The organism is Agromyces sp. NPDC127015 (assembly GCF_042725165.1).
Taxonomy (GTDB): domain Bacteria; phylum Actinomycetota; class Actinomycetes; order Actinomycetales; family Microbacteriaceae; genus Agromyces; species Agromyces chromiiresistens.
The window spans coordinates 262194-286213 of the sequence record NZ_JBHXDI010000001.1 but is presented as its reverse complement, the minus strand read 5'-3'; the positions used below and the strand labels follow the sequence as shown (position 1 = coordinate 286213).

The window sequence follows — 24020 nt, the reverse complement described above, 5'->3', positions numbered from 1 at the left end:
CATGTCTGACACGGAGCCCACGTCGGCACCCCAGGAGGAGACGCCGAGCGTCTCGCGCCGGGGCCTGCTCGGCCTCTTCGGTGCGGGCGCCGCGGGCGCAGCGGTCGGCTTCGCCGGCGGGGCCGCCGCGGTGGGCGCCGCGATGTCGTCGGCGTCGGCCTCCGTGAGCGGCGCCGGCTCTGCGGCATCCTCGTATGCCTTCTACGGAATGCACCAGGCGGGCATCACGACGCCCGCGCAGGATCGCCTGCACTTCGCCGCGTTCGACGTGGATGCGTCGCTCGATCGCGAGGGCCTCATCGAGCTGCTCACCGACTGGACGAACGCGGCCGCACGGCTGTCGCAGGGCCTCGACGTCGAGGAGGGCGGCGCCGTGGGCGGTTCCGACTACGCGCCGCCCGCCGACACCGGCGAGGCGCAGGGGCTCCCGGCCGCGGGCCTGACCCTCACCTTCGGCTTCGGGCCCGGCATCTTCGAGGACGCCTCGGGCGCCGACCGCTTCGGCCTCGCGAGCCGCCGACCGCCGGAGCTCGCGCCGCTGCCGCGCTTCCAGGGCGACGCCCTCGAACCGGCACGCACGGGTGGCGACCTCTGCATCCAGGCGTGCGCCGACGACCCGCAGGTCGCGGTGCACGCGATCCGCAACCTCAGCCGCATCGCGTTCGGGCGGGCGACGCTGCGCTGGTCGCAGCTCGGCTTCGGCCGCACCTCGTCGACCTCGACCGCACAGGCGACGCCTCGCAACCTGTTCGGCTTCAAGGACGGCACCGCGAACGTCAAGGCCGAGGAGGCGGACGTCGTCGACGAGCAGGTCTGGGTCGCGGAGTCCGACGGGCCTGCGTGGATGGCGGGCGGCTCGTACCTCGTCGCGCGGCGGATCCGCATGATCATCGAGAACTGGGACCGCGTGCAGCTCGGCGAGCAGGAGATGCTCGTCGGCCGGTCGAAGGGCGAGGGCGCACCGCTCTCGGGCGGCACGGAGTTCACGGAGCCCGACTTCGAGGCCGAGGGAGCGACCGGGGCACCGCTCATCGACACCAACGCCCACGTTCGCCTCGCGCACTCGTCGAACAACAACGGCGCGCGCATGCTGCGTCGCGGTTACAACTTCGTCGACGGCAACGACGAGCTCGGCCGCCTCGACGCGGGCCTGTTCTTCCTGTCGTTCCAGCGGTCGCCGCAGCAGTTCATCGACATCCAGACGTCGCTCGCGACCGACGGGCTCAACGAGTACCTGAAGCACGTCGGCTCGGCGATCTTCGCCGTGCCCGGCGGCGTCTCCGAAGGCGAGTTCGTGGGGCAGAAGCTGTTCGCCTGAGCCGCTGACGGCCGAGGCGGTCAGAACTCGACGACCTCCCACCGGTCGCCCGAGACGTGGCGCAGCCGGCCCCGCTCGCCGTGCTGTCCGTCGAGCACGCCGACGAAGTCGAGCACGGGCTGCGATCCCGACCGCTCCTCACCGGCCGTGACCTCGGTGTCGGTGTAGCCGAGCTCCGCGAGTGCGACCCGCTGCGCCTCGGCATCCCAGGCCTGCGACATCCCCCAGGTCATGAGCCCCCCGGCGACGAGCCCGCCGATCGCCGCGAACACGCCGAGCTCGATCATCCGCGAGCCCCTGCGCCGGACGCCGATGGCGACCACGACGGTGCCGCCGAACACGATGAGCAGCGGGATCACGAGCGGCCACGGGTTCCATGCCGCGATGGTGACGACCTCGGTCATTCGGGCCTCCTCGCCTCACCTGATGACCCGACGATACCGGGCGCCTGCGCGGGCATCCATCCCTGCTGCCGGCGCCGGCGCCGAGGCATCCCGTTCAGTCGTCTTCTTCGACCTCGGTGACCTGCCACTGGTCGCCGCCCGTGCTCTTGAGGAACCCTCGCACCCGTTCGCCGTCGCGCTCGGCCTGGAACGCGATGACGGCCGGTTCGCCCGGGCCGGTGATCTGCTCGGCCGAGAACGTCGGCGACTCGTAGCCGAGCCCGACGAGCGCGTCGGCGCGCGCACCCTGGTCCCACGAGCCGGGCATGAAGCCGAACATCGCGAGCGCCCCGAGTGCGGCGAGGAAGAAGATCGCGCTGCCGAGCTCGCGCACCGGCTTCGAGTGCCGGCGCGTGCCGATGCTCGACACGACGATGCCGCCGATCGCGATCACGATGGGGATCGCGAGCGGCCAGGGATGCCACGGCGTGACGGTGACGATCTCGTTCACAGCTGGCCTCCGCTCTGTTCGTACTGCGTGGTCTCCTACTGCGTGCACGGGCGGTTCGCGGGCCGATCGCGGCGGTGCGGTCGAGCGTCGAGGCGACAGCGAGGTCGCGGCAGTCCGCGTCGTCGATCACGATACTCGCCGCCGACCTCAGGGCCCACCCCGGCGGGCAGGCCCCGGTCCGATTCGGTGCGCGCGCTGATGACGCGGCCCGGAGACTCCCGAATGCTCTCCTGACGGAATGGAGACCCACTCATGCTCATGCTCATGCTCACCCTCGGAATGCTCGCCGTCTCGGCGATCGTCGCCGCCGTCGTCGAGGTCCGCCTCGACGGGCTCGGCAGGCCTCGGCAGACCCTTCCGGCGCCGGGCTCGCGATCGTCTTAAGCCGGTCTCCGGCGGCTGCGGCGCCGAAATAGGGCGATCGTCCGATGGGCCCGAGGCGCCTTAGCGAGGAGTCTGAGGTCATCCGATCGCAACGGTCGGAGTCCGACACAGGAGGAAACCATGCAGTACTCGGCAGATCTCGTCGCGATCCGCACGCATGAGGCGAACGTGCTCCTGGCGGAGCGCCGGCTCGCGCAGCGGCTCGCCGTCGACGAGCAGGCGGTCGAGGCGGACGCCGCGGGCACGGCCTCGGCCGGTCACGTCCGGCGCCGGCGGCACGTCGGCCGCCGCGCTCCGCAGCTCGCCCTGCGGTGAGCGGTTCGGCCGCGGTCGTGAGCATCTTCCCGGTCGTGCGATCGATCGCGGATGCCTCGGCCGAACGCACCGCGCGTGTCACCGGCGCATGGGACGATGTGTTGGTGACCACCGCCGCGTCCAGCGCCACGATGATCGGGCGCGATGCCGAGCTCGCATGGCTCGGCGGCCTCCTCGACGAGGCTGCCGCCGGGGTGCCCCGCACGATCGTGATCGGCGGCGAGGCCGGCATCGGCAAGAGTCGCCTCATCCGCGAGTTCCGGCAGCGCGCCGAGCGCACCGCGCGAGTCGTGTTCGGCCAGTGCGTCGACCTCGGCGCGGTCGCGGCGCCCTACGCGCCCGTCAAGGCGGCGCTCCGCGCCCTGGTCGCGGAGGTCGGCGGCGAGCGGGCGCTCGAGATCGTCGGCCCGGGCCGCGCCGCATTCGTCGCCCTCCTGCCCGAGCTGGGGGCGATCGGCGAGCCCGTCGACACCGTGGCGATCGCCGGTGGGTCGGGTGCGAGCGGGCAGTTGCACGAGGCGATCGCGGTGCTGCTCGAGACGCTCTCGCACGAGCGGCCCATCGTGCTCATCGTCGAAGACCTCCACTGGATCGACCCCGCGAGCCTCGCACTGCTGCGCTTCCTCACCCGCATGCTCGCGTCGAGCCGGGTGCTCATCGTGCTGAGCTACCGCAGCGAAGACGTCACCCGTGGCCATCTCCTGCGGCCCTTCCTCTCCGAGCTCGAGCGCGACCGCTGGGTCGAGCGGCGCGAGCTCGCGCGCCTCTCGCGCGACGAGGTGCGCGAGCTCGTGGCATCCATCGCCGACGAGTGGCCGACCGACGGTGTGCTCGACGTCCTCTTCCGCCGCAGCGACGGCGTGCCGTTCTTCGTCGAAGAGGTCGTGGGCCTCGACGGCTGCCGCGACGAGTCCGACCTTCCCGACACCCTGCGCGAGCTGCTGCTCGCACGCTACGAGCGCCTCTCCGACGAGGCGCAGCAACTGCTCCGGCTGATCGCGACCGGCGGCGTGCGCGTGAACCACTCGATGCTCACCGCGGTCTTCCGCGGCGGTGACGCCGATCCCTCGACCGGCGCGGGCCAGCGCCTCGATGAGGCAGCGCGCGAGGCGATCCTCGGCGGCGTTCTCGTCGTCGACGGCGACGAGTACGGCTTCCGCCACGCGCTCGTCCGCGAGGCGATCGCGGCCGACATCCTTCCCGGCGAACGGGCGCGGTACCACGCCCGGTACGCCGAGGCCTACGAGTCGCTGGCCGCCGCCGGCACGCGCCGTCTCGCGGCTGAGATCTCGTACCACTGGCTGGGTGCGAACAATGCGGCCAAGGCGTTCCCCGCCACCGTGCAGGCGATGCACGAGGCCCGCCGCTCGACGGCGTTCGCGTCGGCCGCGCAGCTCGGCGAGCGGGCGCTGGGCCTGTGGGACGTGGTCGACGATGCCGAGCAGATCGCCGGCATGAGCCGCATGGAGTTCATGGGCCGCACCGCTTCGCATCTGCGCAACGCGGGCGAGAACGAGCGCAGCCTCACCCTGCTGAAGTCCGCCCTCGCCGAGTGCCCGCCCGACGACCCCGACTTCCCCCGCCTCCTCCGCGACGAGGCGCTCACCCTCGCTGGGGCGGGGCGGCCGGGCTCGATCCCGCTGCTCGAGCAGGCGCTCGAGGTGCTCGGCGACCGGTCATCGCTCATGCGGGCGACGGTGCTCTCGGCGCTCGCCGGCCGGCAGATGATCGAGGGCCGACTGCGGCAGGCGATCGAGACGGCCGAGAGCGCACTCGCACTCGCACTGCGCGAGGGCTCGGCGCGCACGGCCTCGGTGTCGCTCAACGTCGCTGCCGTGTGCCGGGTGAACCTGGGCGAGGTCGAACGCGGCCTCGCCGACCTCGAGCGCAGTCGAGAGCTCGCGGAGGGCGACGGGCCCGCACTGCTGCGGTACTGGGTCAACGCCTCCGACGTGCACTACCTGATCGGCGAGTACGCGCGAGCCGTCGAGCTCGCCGAGGCGGGCCTCGCCCGCGCGCGACAGCTCGGCCTCGAGCGCAGTTCGGGCGTGATCCTCGCCTCGAACGCCGTCGACCCGCACTACGCGCTCGGCCAGTGGGAGCAGGCGCTGCCGCTCATCGAGCGTGCGCTCGCGCTCGACCCGCCGATGCAGTTCAAGGTGTACCTGCTTCGGGCGAAGGTCTGGGCGAGGCTGTGGCAGGGCGACGCGGAGGGCGCCGATCGCGAGTTCCGCGCGATCCGCCCGATCACCGTCAATCCCGTCAACATCGAGATGCAGACCCGGCTCTCGGTGGGCCGGCTCGCGACCGAGCTCGCGCTCGCGCGCGGCGACGTCGCCAGGGCCTGGCGCGAGACGCAGGGGCTCTTCGATTCACGAGAGCGCCCGGCGGTGGCGCTCGGCTTCCCGTACGCCTGGGCGGTGGCCCGCGTCGTGGCCGCGGCGAAGGCCGGAGCGGGCGCCGCCGATGCCGAGGGGGCGGCGATCGTCGCCGAGGCCGCCGCAGCCGAGCCAGCACTGCGCGAGCTCATCGACGAATTCGACGAGTGGCCGCTGCAGCCGCTCTGGTCCGCCCTCATCGACGCGGAGCTCGCCGCGCCGACCGACGACCCTTCGGGCACCGGCGTCACCGGCGCCGCCGGAGCGTCCGCCGTGGGCGCAGACGCGGCCGCCTGGCGGGCCGCGGTCGCCGCGACCTCCGACCCGACGGCCGAGGCGTTCCTCCGGCCGTACGCGCTGCTCAGGCTCGGCCAGGCCGAGCTCGCGGCGGGTGATCGGGCCGCCGCACGCGCGACCCTGCAGGCTGCGCACGACGAGGCCGAGGCGGTCGGCGTGGGCGCGGTGCTCGCGTCGGTCATGCGAGTCGCCGGTGCGGCCGGGCTGGCGCTCGAGGCCGACCAGCGCGTCGGCGCCGAGGTGATCGGCATCACCGACGGCGTCGCCGCCTCGACCGGTGCCGCCGCCGAGCTGACCGCCCGCGAGCGACAGGTGCTCGAGCTCATCGCCGAAGGCCTCAGCAACAAGCAGATCGGGGAGCGCCTCTTCATCAGCGGGAAGACGGCGAGCGTGCACGTGTCGTCGATCCTTCGCAAGCTGGGTGCGGCGACCCGCACCGAGGCGGCGTACCGCGCCGGCGCGCTGCACTGAAGCGCTGCCCCGCGCTGGAGGGCAACGCAGGGGAGCACTCCCCATGCGCTCGGTGCGACCCGGTCCGATAGCGTCGAGCGCATGACGCGTCGAATGACCTGGGCCGGGCTGCCGAACACGTGGGACCTCGGCGGGCTCGACGGTGCACTCGGTACCACTCGGCACGGGCGGGTCTACCGGTCGGCGATGCTCGACGGCCTCGGCGAGGCCGGGCGTTCCGAGCTGTACGACAACGGCGTGCGCACGATCATCGACCTGCGCAACGACGACGAGGTCGGCAGGGCGATCGAGGAGCCGTTCACGCGTCACCACCGTCCGGTGGAGGACCAGTCGAACACCGAGTTCATGGCGAGATGGGAGACGCTCGACTCGCCCGGCTACTACGCCGAGGTGCTCGAGCGCTGGCCCGAGCTCATCGTCGCGGTGTTCGACGCGCTCGCCGGCTCAGGCGGTCCGCGCGACTCCCGGCCGGGCGCGCTGCTCCTCCACTGCGCCCACGGTCGCGACCGGACCGGCATGATCACGTCGATGCTGCTGCAGTTGTGCGAGGTCGACCGCACCGAGATCGTCGCCGACTACCTCGGCGCGGTGCACGCGATCGATGCGCACGAACGGCTCGCGGGCGACGCGAGCGCCGGCGGCCGCACGGTGTCGCCGGCCGAGTTCGAGGTGCTCAACGAGCGTCGGGTGCGCGAACTCGATGAGTTCCTCGACGGCCTCGACGTCGCCGGCTACCTCGTCGCGAACGGATTCGAGGCAGACGGCATCGACCGCGTGCGGGCGCGGCTCCTCGCCTGATCGGGCGGTGGCATCGCACGCCGTCGTGCAGCACCTCGTCGCGTCGCGCCGCGATCGATACGCTCGAGTGATGGCGAGCTCCGCGGCATCCCCGGTCATCAGAGACGCCCGGTCGGGCGATGCGCCGTTCATCGCGCGCATGCACTGGGAGAGCCACCAGTCGACCTACATCGCGTCGGGCGCCGTCGCACGGGAACGCATCGAGGCGTGGACGCTCGACCGGCGCAGCGAGGCGTGGGAGCGCATCGTCGACGAATCGGTGCGCGGCGAGCGCACCGTCGTCGTCGCCGTCGACGGCGAACGCATCGTCGGCTTCGCCGACGCGAGACCGGCCGATCGCACGGAGGAGCCCGACGCGCCACGCGACCTCGAACTGAAGGGGCTGTACCTGCTCGATGCGTACCAGGGCTCGGGCCTCGGCCAGGCGCTGCTCGACGCCGCGATCGGTTCCCGGCCGGGGTTCCTCTGGGCGATGGCGGGTGAGACGAGGGCCCGCGCGTTCTACCGGCGCAACGGGTTCGAACCCGACGGGGTCGAGCTGCCGTTCGAGCCCTGGGACATCTCCACGGTGCGACTGGTGCGCTGAAGGCTGCCGCGCGCCCGGTAGCGTTGAGGGTCGACCCCGAGGAGCACCACCGCACATGAGACCCGGCCCCAGGCGCAGCGTCAGCCAGTCCGACATCGTCGACGCCGCGTTCGAGATCCTCGAGGAGAAGGGCGTCGCCGCCGTCTCGGTGCGCGGCGTCGCCGCGGCGCTCGGCCTCACGCCGACCGCGATGTACACGTACTTCGCCTCGAAGAACGCGCTGCTGCAGGCGATGGTCGAACAGCTGCTCTCGGGCGTCGCGAAGCATCCGCAGTCGATCGGAGATGCCTCGGCGCCGGCGTGGCGCGAGCGGGTCGTGGCGATCGCGCTCGCCCTCCGGGCGCGCCTCGCGGAGCATGCCGGCTCGATCGTGCTCGTGACGAGCGGGCCGCTCGACGGACCGAACGCCCTCGCCTTGGCCGAGACGCTCATCGAGGCGTTCGTCGAGTCGGGACTCGACGCCCCCGACGCCGCACGCGCGGGCCACGCCGTGCGCGCGTTCACGCTCGGGCAGGCGGCGCTCGAGGCGGCCCGTCGCGCGGCTCCGGGCGAGGCATCCGGATCTGAAACGCTGTGGTCGGACTCGCGCCACCCGCTCGTGGAACAGACGGCGCATCTCGACCTCGACGGCGAAGGCGACGCCGAGTTCTCCGCCGCGATCGAGCGGCTCATCGCCGGCGTCACCGCGTCGGTGGTCGAGTAGCGAGCAGCGTCGCGTCGCGCGCCACGTCCTGACTCGGCTCGGCCCGCCCGCACGATGGTCGGCTCGCTCCCGTCCGCCTGACGCATGCGGCGAGGCGCCGACCCCCGGAGGGGCCGACGCCTCGTCGGTGTTGCGAAGGTGCGGTGGTCAGTCGACCGTCGGGGGCACGACGCGGATGAGCGCCGCGGTGTTGCCCTTGAAGGCCTTCTTGACCTGGACGACGGTGCCGTAGCCCACGCCGTCGTCGGCCGGGTTGCCCGAGCCGAACGGGCCGAGGCCCACGTCGAGGCCGTCGTAATCGGGCAGGCGGTTGCCCTCGAGGTCGTACAGCGGGGTGCTGTACTGCGCGTTGCCCACCGACGGCACGACGGTCGACGCGTCGCGGTCGCGGTAGAACAGCGCGCCGTCCGACTCGCGGAGGGCGAAGCCCGGCACCCAGCCGTGGTCGTCGGTGAAGGTGCTCACCGGGTCGAGCGCGGGGATGTCGGTGCAGTACTCGTTGAAGTCGGCGTCGGCGATGCACTCGGTGAACGGGTGCGTCTTCTCGAGGCCGAAGGCCGCGTTGGACGACTGCGCACGCGAGGCCATCACGTTGAGCGTCGACGGGTCGACGTCGGCGGCCTCACCCGTGCGCTGCAGCGGGTTGAAGTGGCTGTCGACGATGAGCAGGCCGCCCTTGGCGCCGTAGCTCGGCAGGGCCGCTTCGTTCGCCGCCGGCATGTTCGAGTTGCCGTACGTCGTGTCGCGGTACCAGACGAGAGCACCCGGGGCGTTGTAGGCGAGCTTCGCGACCTTCCATGCGCCGTCCTGGTAGATGCTGTTGTAGCCGTACTTCAGGCCCTCGTCGAAGCCGTCGAAGTTGCGCCACTCGACCAGGTAGTACTGCGCCTTGACCGACGTGCCGGTGTCCTTGCGCCAGCCGGGGCCGGTGGTCGTCGTGAAGGAGGCGACCTCCTTCGTCCAGCCGTTGTCGTCGGCACCCTCGACGTCGTCGCTCCAGACGGCCGTGTCGCCGCTCGTGACCGAGAAGTCGTCGCTGAACCAGCCGCGGTCCTGGTAGGCCGCGTCGGTCGCGAGGCGCAGGCGAACCTGCACGGTCTGACCCGCGTAGGCGGTGAGGTCGACGTAGTCGTGACGCCAGCCGTCGCTCGAGCCGGTGAGGCCGTAGACCTTCGGTGCGCCCTCTGCCGCGCCGAAGTCCTTCATGCGCCCGTTGGGGTCGGAGTAGCCGTCGTCGGTCGAGACCAGGTTGCCGGCCGCGTCGTAGACCTTCTGCTCGGCCCACGTCGTGCCGCCGTCGGTCGAGACCTCGACGTAGCCGAAGTCCCAGTCCTCTTCGATGACGAAGTTGTTCCACATCCAGAACTTCGGAGCGGTGGCGGGAACCTCGACGGTGCGGCCCAGGCGCAGGTCGGCCCAGTCCTGGTCGGCGCCCGAGTACCACATGTTCTCACCGCTGTGCGGTTCGGCGAGCGTGATCACCTTGTCGGGAAGGTCGATCTTGATGCCGTCTTCGGTGCCCTTCGCGGGGCGCGAGGACTGGCCCACCTTGATGGTGGTCTCGTCGTCACCGGGCGACACGACCTCGGGGTCGGCCCAGCCGAGCACCCACTTGTCCCAGAGGCCCATGTGGGTGGGCATCGACTGGAAGATCGGGCCCGAGTGCGAACCCGAGCTCATGAGGTCCCAGAAGTCGACGTCGCTCGACGCGACGTTCGAGGTGTCGTAGAGGTCGGGCAGGCCGAGGTCGTGGCCGTACTCGTGCGCGAACACACCGACGCCCGAGTCCTCGGGCTGCACGATGTAGTTCGACAGCTTGAGGTCGGTGCCGGGGATGTCGGCGCCGCCTGCGACGGCGGAGGAGTGGGCCCAGAGGGCGTAGGTGCCCTCGGCGCCGCCGCCGCCCGACTTGTCTTCACCGGCGTGCACGAGCACGACGTGGTCGATCACGCCGTCGGGCTCGAGCACGTTGCCGTCGCCGTCACGGTCGCCCTGGTCTTCGATGTCGTAGTCGGCCCACGGGAAGTCGGGCTGCGCCGCCGCGAGCGCTGCGACCGCGTCGATCGGCAGCTGGCCCGGGCCGAGCGGGTTGTCGGGGTGACCCTGCATGTCCTGCATGGGGCCGGCCTCGTAGACGCCCTCGTCGTTGAGGTGGCAGACCGTGGCGCCGTAGTACGCCTCGGAGTGCGGCACCTTGATCCACGGGGTCGCCTCGCCGTGCACCGTGTAGGCGCCGCGCGACATCTCCTCGTACATGTTCTTCATGGTGAAGCCCGAGATGTCGAAGCCGGGCTGGCCGTCGGGACCCGTCAGGTCGGTGCGGACGCGCTCGGTGATGCCTTCATCGGTGAAGAGCATCTTGTTGAAGTGCTCGCTCGAGAAGTCGGGCACCCACATCGAGTTGTTGTCCTCGAGCTCGTACGTGGCGGGGTCGGGGATGTTGTTGTGCAGCGGGCCGGACTGGACGGCACCGGGCTTGCAGTCGGTCGCTCCGAACGACGTCGGCACCTGCAGGTTGCTGAAGTCCTCGGTTCCGTCGAACTCGACGAGGATCGTGAGCAGCTTCGCCTCTTGCGTGCCCTTGGCCTTCTTGAGCGCCTTCGGGCTCTTGCCCGTCTTCTGCGCCTTGGCCTCGGTCTTCGCCAGCTGATGCGCGGCCTTGGGGTTGCCCTGCGCGTACTTCTGGTCGACGGACTTGGCGAGCTCGAGCGCCGTCTCGGCGCTCGGGGCGCCGGACTTCTTGCCGTTGACGTCGACGACCGCTTCATCGTCGCCCGTCAGTTCGGCTTCGGCGCGAGGCGCGACGTAGTTCATGTAGTACTCGTCGTCGCCGATCACCGGCGCGGAGATGTGCGATGGCGTCGCGTTCGCGGGCACTGCGCCGAAGGTCGCCAGACCGGCGGCCGCGAGCGCAAGCACGGAAGTCGTCGCCACCACGCGCCTGCGCGCGCGAGTGGAGTTTCCAGACATGCTTCTCCCTTCGAGTGCCGCGGCGGGGGTGACCGCCGGCAACACGCATGGCGCCCGTCGGTGGACGGACGTAATCGGAATCCTGCCCTTAACGGGCGGGCCTATGGAAGACCTGAGATTCAAACTGTGGAGAACTCGGCCCATCCGTCATGCAGACGGCGGCGATCGGGTCACGATGTCCGAGAACGCTTCCGCGAGGCGAGGGAGTCGAATAGACTCCGACCTTCCGGTCGGTCGGCGGCACGATCCCCGGTGGGAGTGCGAAGGGGCTCGAGCGTCGCCTCGCTACCCGACGAGCAGGCCGCGCAGCTGGTCGGTCGAATGCACGATCGCCATGGCGTCGTCGGCCTCGGCGGGCGAGCCGTACCCCCACTCGACGAGGATGGTCGGAACGCCGTTCGCGAGCGCGCCGATCGTGTCGTGGCTGCGGTCGCCCACCATCACCGACTGCGACGTGTCGACGCCCTCCGCCTGCAGGCGGCGGAGCGCCTCGGCGACGACGGCCGTCTTCGTGGCACGAGTGCCGTCGGTGGTGGCCCCGGTGATCACGGTGAAGTACTCGCTGAGCCCGGCGTTGTCGAGCACCGCGCGTGCGGTGTGCTCGGGCTTCGACGTGGCCAGCGCAACGGGCACGCCCGCGGCGTGCAGCCGCTCGAGGAGGCCCCGCACGCCGGGGAACACTGGCGATGACAGCACGTGGTCGGCGTAGTGCGCGCGATACGTCGCGACGGCCTCCTCGGCCAGCGCGTCCTCGAGGCCGTGGCCGGCGCCGAACACCTCCGTCAGCGGCGGGCCCACGTACGAGCGCAGCGTCGCGTCGTCGGGAACGGGCAGCCCGAGCGTGGAGAACGTGTGCGCGAGCGAGGCGGTGATGTCGGCGGCCGAGTCGATGATGGTGCCGTCGAGGTCGAAGAGCACCGCCGACCAGGTGCGGGTGAGCATGGGTGCGGGGGAGGTCACCGTGACATCCTAGGGTCATCGAATGCGAGCATTGCTCGCATCGCCGCGGGATCACAGAGAACCGGCAGCCCGCGCTCAGGAAACTGGGTCAAGCGTCCCAGTCCAGACGGGCCGACGCAGTCCGTCGTCAGAACAGCCGAGCATGCCCGTCGTCGACGCCGCGCATGGCGTCGTAGTCGAGCACGAGGCAGCGGATGCCGCGGTCCTCGGCGAGCGTGCGCGCCTGCGGCTTGATCTCCTGCGCGGCGAACACGCCAGACACCGGCGCGAGCAGCGGGTCGCGGTTCATGAGCTCGAGATAGCGGGTGAGCTGCTCGACGCCGTCGATGTCGCCGCGTCGCTTCAGCTCGACCGCGACGCTCGCGCCCGAGGCATCCGTCGCCAGGATGTCGACCGGGCCGATCGCCGTCATGTACTCGCGGCGCACCAGCCGGTGTCCCTCGCCGAGCAGTTCGATCTGCTCGGCGAGCAGCTTCTGCAGGTGCGCCTCGACGCCGTCCTTCTGGAGGCCGGGGTCGATGCCGAGCTCGTGCGAGGTGTCGTGCAGCACCTCGTGGATCGAGACGATGAGGCGGTCGGCGGTCTTCTTGTGCGTGACCGTCCAGAGTTCGGCGATGCCGGCCTCGCGCTGCTCGTCGTCGGGCTCGGCCGTCTCGAGCGTGCACGGCGGGCTCATCCAGTTGAGGGGCTTGTAGCTGCCGCCGTCGGAATGCACGAGCAGGCTGCCGTCGCCCTTCACCATCAGCAGCCGGGTGGCCAGCGGGAGGTGGGCTTGCAGCCGCCCCGCGTAATCGACGGAGCAGCGGGCGATGACGAGACGCACCCGACGAGTTTACCGGCGGGGGCGCGCGGGCGCGCAGGTCACGGTCAGGCCTGCGAGCCGGATGCCGCGGGCCGCGTCTGCTCGCGGGCGGCCGGCGCCGCCAGCGCCGAGAGCACGAGCAGCACGAGGATCACGAGGAGCGCGTTGAGGATGCCGAAGTGCTGCCCGATGAAGCCGAGCAGCGGCGGCCCGGCAAGGAAGGCGCAGTAGCCGATGATCGCGACGGCGCTCACGCGCGCCGCCGAGTCGGTCGGGTGGTCGGCCGCGGCCGACATGCCGACCGGGAACCCGAGCGACGAGCCGAGGCCCCACAGCACGGTGCCCACGACGAGCATCCACGTCTCGGTGCCGAAGATGAAGAGCGAGAGCCCGGCGATGCCGATGATCGCGAGCGTGCGCAGCACGGGCACGCGCCCGAACCGGTCGAGGATCGGACCGCCGACGACCCGGCCGGCCGTGATCGAGACCGTGAAAACGCCGAACATGAGCGCGCCGGTGGTGGCGTCGAAGCCGTGGCCGTCGACGACGGCGAGGGCGAGCCAGTCGTTGGCCGAGCCCTCGGCGAACGACATGCCGAGCATGATGACGCCGATGAGCAGCAGCCGCACGTCGCCCCACACGGCGAGGTTCGCCTTGAGCCGCTCGGTCCACGGCGGCCGGGGTGCGCCGGCGTGCGTGTCGTCGCCGACCTCGGCGCGCAGCGGCACGTAGCGCACGGCCACGAGGATGCTGGCGGCGATGAGCAGTGCCATCACGCCGAGGTGCATCGACACCGGCACGTCGATCGCCGACGCGGCGGCGGCGACCGCGGCACCCGCGACCGTGCCGAACGAGAAGAACGCGTGCATGAGCGGCATCACCGTGCGGCCGATCTCGCGCTCGGCCTCGGCGCCCTCGACGTTCATCATCACGTCGACCGCGCCGTTGCCGAGGCCGAAGAGTACGAGCCCGATGACGACGAGGGGCACGGCGGGCAGCAGGGAGCCGCCGACGCCGACGAACACGAGCCCGACCGAGACGGTCACGAGTGCGGCGATCATGCCGAGGCGGGCGCCCAGGCGCGCGAGCAGCCAGGGGGCCGCGACGAGACCGAGGATCGAGCCGATCGAGCCGCCGAGGATGACGAGCCCGACGCCCTGGGTGCTGAGCCCGGTGTCGTCGCGGATCGCGGGGATGCGCGCGACCCAGCTCGCCATGCTGAGCCCCGAGAGGAAGAAGATCGCGAAGATCGCGTTGCGCCAGGCGACGAGCTCGTGAGCGGGGCGCGTCGTCGGCGCGGCGTTGCCGGAGGTCTCGGTCATGGTCGGTGCTGCTTCTCAGGTCGGCGGTGGGGTTCCGGTGGGCGATCGGACGAGTCGAATCGATTCGACTCGTCGAGAACCCTAGCCGCCCGCGGGATCGCCCGCAAGCCGCGGCCGAGCCGATCGTCCGCAATCGGCGGCTCGCGCTTGCGTCGGCCTCCGGCCTCCCCTACAGTCACGTGTTAATCGTTTAGCTAAACGATTAACACTCGCGGGCTCCGCACCCGCACCCTTCACCAGAGAGACAGATCCAAAGGAGGATCGGATGCTTCGACGTGCAATCACCCGCCGCGGTGCCGCCGCGCTGGCCGTGGCCGCGACCGCGGCGCTCGCGATGAGCGCCTGCAGCGGCTCGGGTTCGAACGGAGGCGACGGCGAGGACGTCACCATCACGTACGGGATCTGGGACGAGAACCAGCAGCCCGCGATGGAGGAGATCGCCTCGGCGTTCACCGAGGAGCACCCGAACGTGACGGTCGACATCCAGCTCACGCCGTACAAGGAGTACTTCACGAAGCTCCAGACCTCGGTGTCGGGCGGATCGGCGCCCGACGTGTTCTGGATGAACGGTCCGAACTTCCAGCTCTACGCGTCGAACGGCGTGCTCGCGCCCCTCGACGACCAGGGGATCGACGCCGCCGACTACCCGCAGGGACTCATCGACCTGTACACCTACGACGGCGCGCTCTACGGTGCGCCCAAGGACTTCGACACCGTCGCGCTCTGGTACAACAAGGAGCTCTTCGACGCGGCGGGCGTCGCCTACCCCGAGGCCGGCTGGACCTGGGACGACCTGAAGGCCGCCGCCGCGAAGCTGACCGACCCGGCGAAGGGCCAGTACGGCATCGCCGCGAGCCAGTACGGCCAGGAGAACTTCTACAACTCGATCGCCCAGGCGGGCGGCGAGGTCATCGACGCCGACGGTACCGAGTCGGGCTACGGGTCGCCCGAGGCCCTCGCCGGCATCGAGCTCTGGACCGACCTCATCGAGGCCGGCTCCTCACCGACGGCCCAGCAGATGACCGACACGAACCCCGAGGACTTCTTCCTCTCGGGCAAGGTCGCCATGTTCCAGAACGGCTCATGGGCCGCGGTCGCGTACGCCGACAACGCCGACATCGCCGACAAGGTCGACGTCGCGCCGCTCGCCGAGGGCGCCACCGGCAACCAGAGCGTGATCCACGGCATCGGCAACGTCGCCAACGCCAAGAGCGAGCACGTCGACGTCGCGAAGCAGTTCGCCGCCTTCGCGAGCTCGGAGCAGGCCGCCGAGATCCAGGCGGAGACCGGCACGGTCATCCCGGCCTTCAACGGCACCCAGCAGGCGTGGGTCGACGCGCTCCCGCAGTACGACCTGCAGGTTTACATCGACGCGCTCGACACGGCCGTCGCCTACCCCGTCTCGAAGAACACCTCGGCGTGGACGTCGATCGAGAGCGAGGTCCTCGCGCAGGTCTGGGCCGGCACGGTCTCGCCGGAGGAGGGCCTCCAGCAGCTCGCCGAGCAGATGCAGGCCGCGCTGGACGCGGAGTCGGAGTAATCCCATGTCCGACCTGATCGCGCAGCGCACGAGCGCGCCGATCTCCGAACTCGACCGGGAGCGGCCCGAGGCCGCTCCCGGCCGGGGGCGGCGACGCGGCCGGGGTCCCGGGCAGTCGCCGTGGTGGGCGCTGCTCTTCATCGGTCCGACCGCCGCAGGCCTCCTCGCCTTCTACCTGTGGCCGACCGTGCGCACCTTCCTGATGTCGTTCACGGAGTCGGGCCCGTTCGGCGGCTCCCAGTTCGTCGGCCTCGACAACTACGTCCGCCTCTTCCAGGACCCGGAGCTCATCGGGGCGCTCCGCAACACCGCGGTCTACACCGTGATCGCGCTCGTCGGCATCCCGATCGCCATCGCCATCGCCGCGCTGCTCAACACCACCGGGCTCCGCGGGCGCGGCGTGTACCGCACCCTCTACTTCATCCCCGTCGTGACGATGCCCGCGGCGATCGCGCTCGTCTGGCGCATGATCTACAACGGCGACTACGGCGTGCTCAACGCGGCGCTCGCGGTGTTCGGCATCGAGGGCAAGAGCTGGCTCACCGACCCGAACACCGCCCTCGTCGCCATCGCGGTCGTCGGCATCTGGGCCGGCCTCGGCACCAACATCGTCATCTTCCTCGCGGGCCTGCAGAGCATCCCCGACACGGTGATGGAGGCCGCAGACCTCGACGGCGCCGGTCCGATGCGCAAGTTCTTCTCGATCACGATCCCGCTGCTGAGCCCCAGCATCTTCTTCGTGAGCGTCATCAGCGTGATCGGCGCGCTGCAGGTCTTCGACCTCATCTACATGATGCTCGGCCGGTCGAACCCCGCGATGCCGAGCACCCGTACGATCGTCTACCTCTTCTACGAGGCGGGCTTCCTCGACAACCAGCAGGGGTACGCGGCCGCGATCGCGTTCCTGCTGCTCATCATCATCCTCATCCTGACGGTCGTGCAGTTCCGTCTGCAGAAGAAGTGGGTGCACTATGAGTGACCTCGCCGTCGACACCCGTGCCATGACGGGCGCCCCGCCCGAGGCATCCGCCCCTCGCCCCGCCCGCACCCGCGGCGGCCGCAACCGCGGCCACTGGGTCGTGCACCTGCTGCTCGCCGGCGGCGCGGTGCTCATGGTCTTCCCGTTCGTGTGGCAGACGCTGACCGCGTTCAAGACGTTCCAGGACTCGGTGCAGGTGCCGCCCGTGGTGTTCCCCGATCCGTGGGTGTGGACGAACTTCGCCGAGGTCTTCGAGTCGATGCCGTTCGGCCAGATGTTCCTCAACTCGGTGCTGCTCACCGTCGGCCGCACCGTCGGCCAGGTGGTGCTGTGCACGATGGCGGGCTACGCCTTCGCGCGCATCCCCTTCAGGGGCCGCAACGTCGTCTTCGTGCTGTTCCTCTCGGTGCTCATGGTGCCCTCGCAGCTCTACCTGCTGCCGCAGTACGAGATCATCCAGAACCTGGGCTGGCTCAACACCCTGCAGGCGCTCATCGTGCCGGGCATCTTCAGCGCCTTCGGCACCTTCCTCATGCGGCAGTTCTTCATGTCGATGCCGGCCGAGCTCGAGGAGGCGGCCCGCATCGACGGTGCGAACCCCTGGCAGACGTTCTGGCGCGTGATGGTGCCGCTCGCCAAGCCCGGCATCGTCGCCCTCACGGTGTTCACGGTGCTGTGGTCGTGGAACGACCTGCTGTGGCCCCTCGTGGTCACGACCGACCCCGAGAAGATGCCGCTCTCGGTGGGCCTGTCGCAGCTCGTCGGCCTGCACGGCACTGACTACCCTGTGCTGATGGCGGGCGCACTGCTGGCGACGCTGCCCATGCTGGTCACCTTCATGATCCTGCAGAAGCAGTTCATCCAGGGCATCGCGTTCTCGGGAACGAAGGGGTGACGTGATGGTGCGGGCGAATGCGGGAGGCGCGACGGCGCACGGAAGCTCCGGCCCGGCAGGGGGCACGAACGTGCGCCGCCGCCCCACGCTGCGGATGGTCGCCGAGCTCGCCGGCGTCTCGACGGCGACGGTGTCGTACGTGTTCTCGGGCCGCTCCGGCGGCGGCTCGGGCGTCGCCGAGGCGACGGCCAAGCGCGTGCTCGAGGCCGCCGAGCAGCTGAACTACCGGCCCAACCGCGCCGCCCGCACGATTCGCACCGGCCGCAGCGACACCGTGCAGCTCTCGCTGCACATGCTGAGCGACCCGTGGTCGCTCGCCGTCGCGGCCGCGGTCAACGACGAGGCGAACCGGCACGGCCTCACGACGCTGATCCTGGCCGACGGCGACTGGTACGCCGCGCTCGAACGGGTCGAGAGCGACGTCGCCTACCTCGACGCCGCGGTCGGCAGCGACGAGGTCAGGCGCCACCTGCAGGCGCTCGCCGAACGCGGCCAGCGGCTCGTCGTCTTCAGCGAGACGCTCGAGCCCGACGGCTACGACGTGATCCGCTCCGACGCGATCCCCGGCTGCTACCTCGCGATGGACCACCTGCTCGAACGGCACACCGCGATCGGATGCCTCGTGGCCGAGGACGCCGTGCGTGCACCCGAGCACTCGCGGTACACCCCGTACCTCGCTCGCATGCGCGAGCGCGGGCTGCCCGTGGTGCCCGAGCACACCGCGACCTACGCGAACACGCAGGCGAGCGCGTTCGCCGCGGCGGTCGCCCTGCTCTCGCGCGACGACCGCCCCACGGCGATCTACGCGACGACCGACTTCGCCGCGATCGCGGCGATCAACGCGGCGCACATGCTGGGCCTCAGGGTGCCGCACGACGTCGCCGTGATCGGCGTCGGCAACACCCCCGACGCGCAGTCGATCGCCCCGACCCTCACCACCGTCGGCCCGACGGACTTCTATCGCAGGCAGGCCGAGATCATCGTCGCGCGAGCCCTCGACTCGGGCGCGACCGAGCCCCGCCTGCACGAATTCCCCTGGTCGCTCGTCCCGGGCGGCTCGACCGATCTGGACGCACCGCCGCGCGCGGTGCGCACGCTGTGACCCCCTGCGACGCGAACTCGCGCAGGAAGACTCGAAGGAGCACCACCCCGTGGATCTGAACATCGGCATCGTCGGCTTCGGCGCGCGCGCGACCCTCGTGCACGAGGCGCACCGGCCCGGACGGGGCTCCCGCGTGACGGGCGTCTGCGACCTGTCCGAGCGCTCGCGCGCGGAGGCGCGTGCGGCGCTGCCCGAGGCGACCGTCACCGACTCGCTCGACGAGCTGCTCGCGAGCGGCGTCGACGCGGTGATGGTGCTGACCCCCGACCACCAGCACGCGTCGGTCGCGATCGCGGCGCTCGAGGCGGGGGTGCCCGTCTTCTGCGAGAAGCCGCTCGCCGTGACCGTCGAGGACGCCGACGCGATCCTCGAGACCGCCCGCCGCACCGGCACCCGGCTCTACGTCGGCCACAACATGCGCCACATGTCGGTCGTGCTCCTCATGCGCCGGCTGATCCTCGAGGGCCGCATCGGCGAGGTCAAGGCGATCTGGTGCCGCCACTTCGTCGGCAACGGCGGCGACTTCTACTTCAAGGACTGGCACGCCGAGCGCGAGAAGACCACGGGCCTGCTGCTGCAGAAGGGCGCGCACGACCTCGACGTCATCCACTGGCTCGCGGGCGCCTACACGACCGAGGTGCAGGCCATGGGCTCGCTCAGCGTCTACGGCGACATCGACGACCGGCGCGACCGCGCGGGCGAGCGGATGCGCGACTGGTTCAGCCTCGACAACTGGCCGCCGACCGCGCAGACCGGGCTGAACCCGGTGATCGACGTCGAGGACATCTCGATGGTCAACATGCGGCTCGGCAACGGCGTGCTCGCGAGCTACCAGCAGTGCCACTTCACGCCCGACTACTGGCGCAACTACACCGTCATCGGCACCGAGGGCCGCATCGAGAACTTCGGCGACGTCTCGGGCTCCGAGGTCGGCCTCTGGAACCGCCGCCACCAGGGCGCGGCGCCTGCCGACGAGACCTTCATCGTGCCCGAGTCGCCCGAGGACGTGGGGCACGACGGCGCCGACGCGCTGCTCGTCGCCGAGTTCCTCCGCTTCGTGCGCGACGGCGGCCTCACCGAGACCTCGCCGGTCGCAGCCCGCGAGGCGGTCGCCGTCGGCATCCGGGCGACGGAGTCGCTGCGCAGCGACGGCGGCACGCTCGAGGTGCCGCCGCTCGACCCCGCACTCGTCGCGTACTTCGAGGCCGGGCAGGTCGAGCCGGCCGCGACGCCGGCCTGAGGCGTCCCGCCGCCGACCCCGACCTCGCGCCGGTACGATGGCTGAGTCATCCGGCGCACCCACCGGACCACTCGCATGAGCCGCCGCACCCAGCGGTTCGTGCGCCGAACAACGGAGTTTTCGAAGCGATGAAGGCCCTCTACAAAGCCGCCCCGGGCGCCGGTTTCGAGTTCGTCGAACGGCCCGAGCCCGAGCCCGGTCCCGCCGACGTGAAGATCCGGGTGCTGCGCACCGGAATCTGCGGCACCGACCTGCACATCGAGAAGTGGGACGACTGGGCCGCGTCCGAGATCCGCACTCCGCTGATCCCCGGTCACGAGTTCTACGGCGAGGTCGTCGAGGTCGGCGAGCTCGTGCACGACGTCGCCGTCGGCGACCGCGTGTCGGGCGAGGGGCACGTCGTCTGCGGGATGTGCCGCAACTGCCGTGCCGGCCGCCGTCAGATGTGCATCCGCACGCAGGGCGTGGGCCTCCACCGCGACGGCGCGTTCGCCGAGTACGTGGTGATCCCGGGCGAGAACGTGTGGGTGCACCACTCGCCCGTCGACCCCGAGGTCGGCGCGATCTTCGACCCGTTCGGCAATGCCGTGCACACCGCCCTCGCCTTCTCGGTCGTCGGCGAAGACGTGCTCGTCACGGGTTGCGGCCCGATCGGCCTCATGTCGATCGCGGTCGCCCGCCACGTCGGCGCGCGGTTCATCGTCGCCTCGGATGTCTCGCCGTCGCGGCTCTCACTGGCGATGGAGATGGGCGCCGACGCGGTCGTGGACGTCTCGAAGGAGCGCGTGCGCGAGGTGCAGTCGCGGCTCGGCATGCGCGAGGGCTTCGACGTCGGCTTCGAGATGAGCGGGTCGCCGAAGGCGCTGCCCGAGATGATCGAGAACATGAACCACGGCGGCCGCATCGCGATGCTCGGCCTGCCCTCCGAGCCCTATGCGATCGACTGGGGCAAGGTCGTGACCCACATGCTGACCCTCAAGGGCATCTACGGCCGTGAGATGTTCGAGACCTGGAACTCGATGTCGGCGATGCTGCAGACCTCGAGCGAGCTGCGCTCGCGCGTGGCGTCGATCATCAGCGACCGCTTCGCCGCACGCGACTGGCGGCAGGCGTTCGACGTGGCCGCCTCTGGCGGCGTCGGCAAGGTCATCCTCGACTGGACGGAGGTCTGAGATGTACGGAGACGTGAAGGCGCAGCTGCGCGCGGAACTCGACGAGATCGAGGCCGCGGGCCTCACCAAGCGCGAACGCGGCATCCGGGGCCCGCAGTCCTCCGAGATCGAGGTCGCCGGCCGCGAGGTGCTCAACTTCTGCGCCAACAACTACCTCGGCCTCGCCGACGACCCCCGCATCGTCGCCGCCGCGCACCGCGGCCTCGACGAGTGGGGCTACGGCATGGCGAGCGTGCGGTTCATCTGCGGCACGCAGGAGCAGCACCTCGAGCTCGAGCGGCGGGTGTCCGAGTTCCTCGGCTACGACGACACGATCCTCTTCTCGTCGTGCTTCGACGCGAACGGCGGGGTCTTCGAGACCCTGTTCGGTCCCGACGACGCGATCATCTCCGACGAACTCAACCACGCGTCGATCATCGACGGCATCCGGCTCTCGAAGGCGCAGCGGTTCCGGTACAAGAACCGCGACCTCGCCGACCTCGAGGCCCGCCTGGTCGAGGCATCCGGTGCCCGCCGCACGGTGATCGTGACCGACGGCGTCTTCTCGATGGACGGCTACATCGCACCGCTGCGGGAGATCTGCGACCTCGCCGACCGGTACGGCGCGCTCGTCTTCGTCGACGACTCGCACGCCGTCGGCTTCGTCGGCGCAGGCGGTCGCGGCACGCCCGAGTACTGCGGCGTCGAGGGCCGGGTCGACATCACGACCGGCACCTTCGGCAAGGCGCTCGGCGGCGCGTCGGGCGGCTACGTCGCGGCCCGCCAGGAGATCGTCGACCTGCTGCGCCAGCGCGCCCGCCCGTACCTGTTCTCGAACACGCTCGCGCCCGCGATCGTCGCCGGCACGCTCGAGGCGCTGTCGCTGCTCGCCTCCTCGGGCGAGCTGCGCACGCGGCTGAACGCGAACGCGGCCCTCTTCCGCGAGCTCATGGATGCCGCGGGGTTCGAGCTGCTGCCGGGCGAGCACCCGATCGTGCCCGTCATGTTCGGCGACGCCGCGCTCACCGCGCGCATCGCCGACGCGCTGCAGGAGCGCGGCGTGTTCGTCACGGCCTTCTCGTACCCGGTCGTGCCGAAGGGCGCGGCGCGCATCCGCGTGCAGCTCTCGGCGGCGCACTCCGACGACGAGATCCGCCGCTGCGTGGCCGCGTTCGCCGAGGCGCGCGACGCCGTCGCGGCGGGCTGAGGCCGGCGCCGCCGGTGTCGCGTATCTGCAAGACCGGCGCGATCGGCCCGGCGTAGCCTGAATCCCGAACCATGAGCGGAGATCGCCGTTCGGCGACGAAGCGAGGGGAGACGATGATGGCTGGGCACTTCGATGCGGTCTCGAGCATCACGATCGACGCGCCGCGCGAGCGCGTCTGGGCGGTGGTGACCGACCCGGCCGCGGCGCGTGAGTTCATGTTCGGCACCGAACTCGTGACCGATTGGTCGGTGGGCGGCCCGATCCGCTGGCGCGGAGTCTGGGAGGGGAAGCCCTACGAGGACCACGGCGTCGTGCTCGAGTTCGCACCGCCCGAGCGCCTCGTGCACACACACTTCAGCCCGCTGAGCGGCGAGGCCGATGCGCCCGAGCACCACCACACCCTGACCTGGGCCCTGCGAGACGCCGGCGGGGCGACCGAGCTGACGCTCACCCAGGACAACAATCCGACGGCCGAGGCCGCGCAGCACTCGAAGGCGATGTGGGACACGCTCGTCGCGAAGGTGAAGGAACTCTCGGAGCAGGCCTGACGCCGCCGTCGCGACGCGGTGCGGCGGCGGGCCCGGACGTCTTCGAATCGATTCGGCCTAGAATCGGGCGCATGCAGCCCGAACCCGCAGCCCCGGCCGCCTCCCGGCCGACGCTCGCCGACGTCGCCGCGAAGGCCGGCGTCTCCGCGTCGACGGCCTCGCTCGCATTCAGCGGGTCCGGCCCCGTCTCGGACGCGACGAAGCAGCGCGTGCTCGACGCGGCCGCCGCGCTGGGCTACGGCGGGCCCGACCCGCGCGCCCGCTCGCTGCGGCAGGGGCGGTCGGGCATCGTCGGCGTCGTGCTCGAGGAGCGGGTGCGAGCGGCGTTCCTCGACCCGGTGAAGATCCAGATGCTCGACGGCATCACCGAGGGCATCGCCCCGCTCGGCGCCGGCCTGCTGCTGCTCACCGACACCGGCGAACCCGGCGAGAACGCCGTCAACATCGAGAGCGCCCCCGTCGATGCGGTCGTGCTCATCGGGTGCAGCCCGCGACTCGCGGTGTCGATCGAGGCGCTCCGGCGCCGAGGCATCCCCGCCGTCGCCATCGAGGGCGACACCGGCGAGGGCCTGCCCGAGATCTCGATCGACAACCACCAGGCCACCCGGCGGGGCGCCGACTACCTGCGCAAGCTCGGGCACACGCGCGTCGCACTCGTGACGCTGCCCTTCGACGCGGCGCGAACGCGCGGGCCGCTCACCCCCGAGCTCGAGCAGTCGGGCACCGCGGCGACCGCACGCGACCGGCTCGCGGGGGCCCGCGAGATCTTCCCCGACATCACCGGCCAGGTCGCCGGGGCGAGCTCGATCGAAGAGGGCCTCGAGGCCGCCCGCGCGCTGCTCGCCGACCCCGCGACGCGTCCGACTGCGATCATCGCGCAGAGCGACCTGCTCGCGGCCGGCGTGATCCGCGCCGCCGAGGAGCTCGGCATCGCCGTGCCGGCCGAGCTCAGCGTCATCGGGTTCGACGGCATCCGCGTCGACGGGCTGCAGCACGACCTGACGACGCTCTCGCAGCCGTCGGTCGCGAAGGGGCGGGCCGCCGGCGAGGCGGTCGTGAGCCTGCTCGCGGGCGAGTCGCCCGAGTCGGTCTGCTTCACGAGCACCCTGCACGTCGGCGACACGACCGCCCCGCCGCCCGCCCGCTGAGGGCAGAGCGAG

21 protein-coding genes are annotated in these 24020 nt (G+C 71.2%); 15 read left to right on the top strand and 6 right to left on the bottom strand.

Going from position 1 to position 24020, the window contains the following annotated elements; translation table 11 throughout:
* Position 1 precedes the first annotated feature (1 nt).
* Positions 2 to 1318, top strand: a complete 1317-nt coding sequence (efeB, locus tag ACFWGP_RS01225; RefSeq protein WP_376929949.1) for an iron uptake transporter deferrochelatase/peroxidase subunit — start codon at positions 2 to 4, stop codon at positions 1316 to 1318.
* Between the two features lie 20 nt (positions 1319 to 1338).
* On the opposite strand, the gene ACFWGP_RS01220 is transcribed toward efeB, so the two are convergent.
* On the bottom strand, positions 1339 to 1722 hold the full coding sequence (locus ACFWGP_RS01220) for a hypothetical protein (RefSeq protein ID WP_275505953.1): 384 nt from the start codon (positions 1720 to 1722) through the stop codon (positions 1339 to 1341).
* 94 nt (positions 1723 to 1816) lie between these two features.
* A complete protein-coding gene (locus tag ACFWGP_RS01215) occupies positions 1817 to 2212 on the bottom strand; it encodes a hypothetical protein (protein WP_231429152.1) in 396 nt (131 codons plus the stop codon).
* A 504-nt stretch (positions 2213 to 2716) separates the two neighbouring features.
* Here ACFWGP_RS01215 and ACFWGP_RS01210 point away from each other — a divergent pair.
* From ACFWGP_RS01210 to ACFWGP_RS01190, 5 genes are all read left to right on the top strand, one after another.
* Positions 2717 to 2911 carry a hypothetical protein gene (locus tag ACFWGP_RS01210; RefSeq protein WP_231429151.1) on the top strand — a complete coding sequence of 65 codons (195 nt, stop codon included), beginning with the start codon at positions 2717 to 2719 and terminating at the stop codon, positions 2909 to 2911.
* 104 nt (positions 2912 to 3015) lie between these two features.
* Positions 3016 to 6057 carry an AAA family ATPase gene (locus tag ACFWGP_RS01205; protein ID WP_376929948.1) on the top strand — a complete coding sequence of 1014 codons (3042 nt, stop codon included), beginning with the start codon at positions 3016 to 3018 and terminating at the stop codon, positions 6055 to 6057.
* 81 nt (positions 6058 to 6138) lie between these two features.
* Complete coding sequence (locus ACFWGP_RS01200; protein WP_275505956.1) at positions 6139 to 6855, top strand: tyrosine-protein phosphatase; 717 nt, start codon at positions 6139 to 6141, stop codon at positions 6853 to 6855.
* 70 nt (positions 6856 to 6925) lie between these two features.
* Complete coding sequence (locus ACFWGP_RS01195) at positions 6926 to 7441, top strand: GNAT family N-acetyltransferase (protein ID WP_231429148.1); 516 nt, start codon at positions 6926 to 6928, stop codon at positions 7439 to 7441.
* A gap of 55 nt (positions 7442 to 7496) precedes the next feature.
* Positions 7497 to 8144, top strand: a complete 648-nt coding sequence (locus ACFWGP_RS01190; RefSeq protein WP_231429147.1) for a TetR/AcrR family transcriptional regulator — start codon at positions 7497 to 7499, stop codon at positions 8142 to 8144.
* Between the two features lie 147 nt (positions 8145 to 8291).
* Here ACFWGP_RS01190 and ACFWGP_RS01185 read toward each other — a convergent pair whose 3' ends face one another.
* The 4 genes from ACFWGP_RS01185 to ACFWGP_RS01170 form a co-directional block, all read right to left on the bottom strand.
* A complete protein-coding gene (locus tag ACFWGP_RS01185; RefSeq protein ID WP_231429146.1) occupies positions 8292 to 11078 on the bottom strand; it encodes an immune inhibitor A domain-containing protein in 2787 nt (928 codons plus the stop codon).
* A gap of 321 nt (positions 11079 to 11399) precedes the next feature.
* Positions 11400 to 12074 carry an HAD hydrolase-like protein gene (locus ACFWGP_RS01180; RefSeq protein ID WP_231429145.1) on the bottom strand — a complete coding sequence of 225 codons (675 nt, stop codon included), beginning with the start codon at positions 12072 to 12074 and terminating at the stop codon, positions 11400 to 11402.
* 127 nt (positions 12075 to 12201) lie between these two features.
* Positions 12202 to 12897 (bottom strand): endonuclease NucS, encoded by a 696-nt coding sequence (gene nucS, locus ACFWGP_RS01175; RefSeq protein WP_231429144.1) that lies wholly within the window; start codon positions 12895 to 12897, stop codon positions 12202 to 12204.
* Between the two features lie 44 nt (positions 12898 to 12941).
* On the bottom strand, positions 12942 to 14198 hold the full coding sequence (locus ACFWGP_RS01170; protein ID WP_275505961.1) for an MFS transporter: 1257 nt from the start codon (positions 14196 to 14198) through the stop codon (positions 12942 to 12944).
* A gap of 265 nt (positions 14199 to 14463) precedes the next feature.
* On the opposite strand from ACFWGP_RS01170, the gene ACFWGP_RS01165 reads away from it, so the two are divergent.
* From ACFWGP_RS01165 to ACFWGP_RS01125, 9 genes are all read left to right on the top strand, one after another.
* Positions 14464 to 15738 (top strand): ABC transporter substrate-binding protein, encoded by a 1275-nt coding sequence (locus ACFWGP_RS01165; protein WP_376929947.1) that lies wholly within the window; start codon positions 14464 to 14466, stop codon positions 15736 to 15738.
* A gap of 4 nt (positions 15739 to 15742) precedes the next feature.
* Positions 15743 to 16717 carry a carbohydrate ABC transporter permease gene (locus tag ACFWGP_RS01160; protein ID WP_231429141.1) on the top strand — a complete coding sequence of 325 codons (975 nt, stop codon included), beginning with the start codon at positions 15743 to 15745 and terminating at the stop codon, positions 16715 to 16717.
* The gene (locus ACFWGP_RS01155; protein ID WP_275505963.1) at positions 16710 to 17612 is read left to right on the top strand and encodes a carbohydrate ABC transporter permease; all 903 of its coding nucleotides are present in this window, start codon (positions 16710 to 16712) and stop codon (positions 17610 to 17612) included. Before ACFWGP_RS01160 ends, ACFWGP_RS01155 begins: the two co-directional genes overlap by 8 nt.
* Before the next feature lie 70 nt (positions 17613 to 17682).
* Positions 17683 to 18714, top strand: a complete 1032-nt coding sequence (locus ACFWGP_RS01150) for a LacI family DNA-binding transcriptional regulator (RefSeq protein ID WP_231429139.1) — start codon at positions 17683 to 17685, stop codon at positions 18712 to 18714.
* Between the two features lie 49 nt (positions 18715 to 18763).
* On the top strand, positions 18764 to 19954 hold the full coding sequence (locus ACFWGP_RS01145) for a Gfo/Idh/MocA family protein (protein ID WP_231429138.1): 1191 nt from the start codon (positions 18764 to 18766) through the stop codon (positions 19952 to 19954).
* A gap of 128 nt (positions 19955 to 20082) precedes the next feature.
* Positions 20083 to 21126, top strand: coding sequence for an L-threonine 3-dehydrogenase (gene tdh, locus ACFWGP_RS01140; RefSeq protein WP_231429137.1), 1044 nt, complete (start codon positions 20083 to 20085; stop codon positions 21124 to 21126).
* Between the two features lies 1 nt (position 21127).
* On the top strand, positions 21128 to 22312 hold the full coding sequence (locus ACFWGP_RS01135) for a glycine C-acetyltransferase (protein ID WP_231429136.1): 1185 nt from the start codon (positions 21128 to 21130) through the stop codon (positions 22310 to 22312).
* A gap of 116 nt (positions 22313 to 22428) precedes the next feature.
* Positions 22429 to 22860: an SRPBCC domain-containing protein gene (locus ACFWGP_RS01130; RefSeq protein ID WP_231429135.1), complete on the top strand. Its 432-nt coding sequence runs from the start codon at positions 22429 to 22431 to the stop codon at positions 22858 to 22860.
* A gap of 71 nt (positions 22861 to 22931) precedes the next feature.
* A complete protein-coding gene (locus ACFWGP_RS01125) occupies positions 22932 to 24008 on the top strand; it encodes a LacI family DNA-binding transcriptional regulator (protein ID WP_231429134.1) in 1077 nt (358 codons plus the stop codon).
* Positions 24009 to 24020: the final 12 nt, after the last annotated feature.

What these genes read in the sequence shown, in the direction of transcription:
- efeB (WP_376929949.1), top strand. Translation starts at nt 2, where the DNA reads ATGTCTGACACGGAGCCCACGTCGGCACCCCAGGAGGAGACGCCGAGC.
- ACFWGP_RS01220 (WP_275505953.1), bottom strand. Translation starts at nt 1,722, where the DNA reads ATGACCGAGGTCGTCACCATCGCGGCATGGAACCCGTGGCCGCTCGTG.
- ACFWGP_RS01210 (WP_231429151.1), top strand. Translation starts at nt 2,717, where the DNA reads ATGCAGTACTCGGCAGATCTCGTCGCGATCCGCACGCATGAGGCGAAC.
- ACFWGP_RS01200 (WP_275505956.1), top strand. Translation starts at nt 6,139, where the DNA reads ATGACGCGTCGAATGACCTGGGCCGGGCTGCCGAACACGTGGGACCTC.
- ACFWGP_RS01195 (WP_231429148.1), top strand. Translation starts at nt 6,926, where the DNA reads ATGGCGAGCTCCGCGGCATCCCCGGTCATCAGAGACGCCCGGTCGGGC.
- ACFWGP_RS01190 (WP_231429147.1), top strand. Translation starts at nt 7,497, where the DNA reads ATGAGACCCGGCCCCAGGCGCAGCGTCAGCCAGTCCGACATCGTCGAC.
- ACFWGP_RS01170 (WP_275505961.1), bottom strand. Translation starts at nt 14,198, where the DNA reads ATGACCGAGACCTCCGGCAACGCCGCGCCGACGACGCGCCCCGCTCAC.
- ACFWGP_RS01165 (WP_376929947.1), top strand. Translation starts at nt 14,464, where the DNA reads ATGCTTCGACGTGCAATCACCCGCCGCGGTGCCGCCGCGCTGGCCGTG.
- ACFWGP_RS01160 (WP_231429141.1), top strand. Translation starts at nt 15,743, where the DNA reads ATGTCCGACCTGATCGCGCAGCGCACGAGCGCGCCGATCTCCGAACTC.
- ACFWGP_RS01155 (WP_275505963.1), top strand. Translation starts at nt 16,710, where the DNA reads ATGAGTGACCTCGCCGTCGACACCCGTGCCATGACGGGCGCCCCGCCC.
- tdh (WP_231429137.1), top strand. Translation starts at nt 20,083, where the DNA reads ATGAAGGCCCTCTACAAAGCCGCCCCGGGCGCCGGTTTCGAGTTCGTC.
- ACFWGP_RS01135 (WP_231429136.1), top strand. Translation starts at nt 21,128, where the DNA reads ATGTACGGAGACGTGAAGGCGCAGCTGCGCGCGGAACTCGACGAGATC.
- ACFWGP_RS01130 (WP_231429135.1), top strand. Translation starts at nt 22,429, where the DNA reads ATGGCTGGGCACTTCGATGCGGTCTCGAGCATCACGATCGACGCGCCG.
- ACFWGP_RS01125 (WP_231429134.1), top strand. Translation starts at nt 22,932, where the DNA reads ATGCAGCCCGAACCCGCAGCCCCGGCCGCCTCCCGGCCGACGCTCGCC.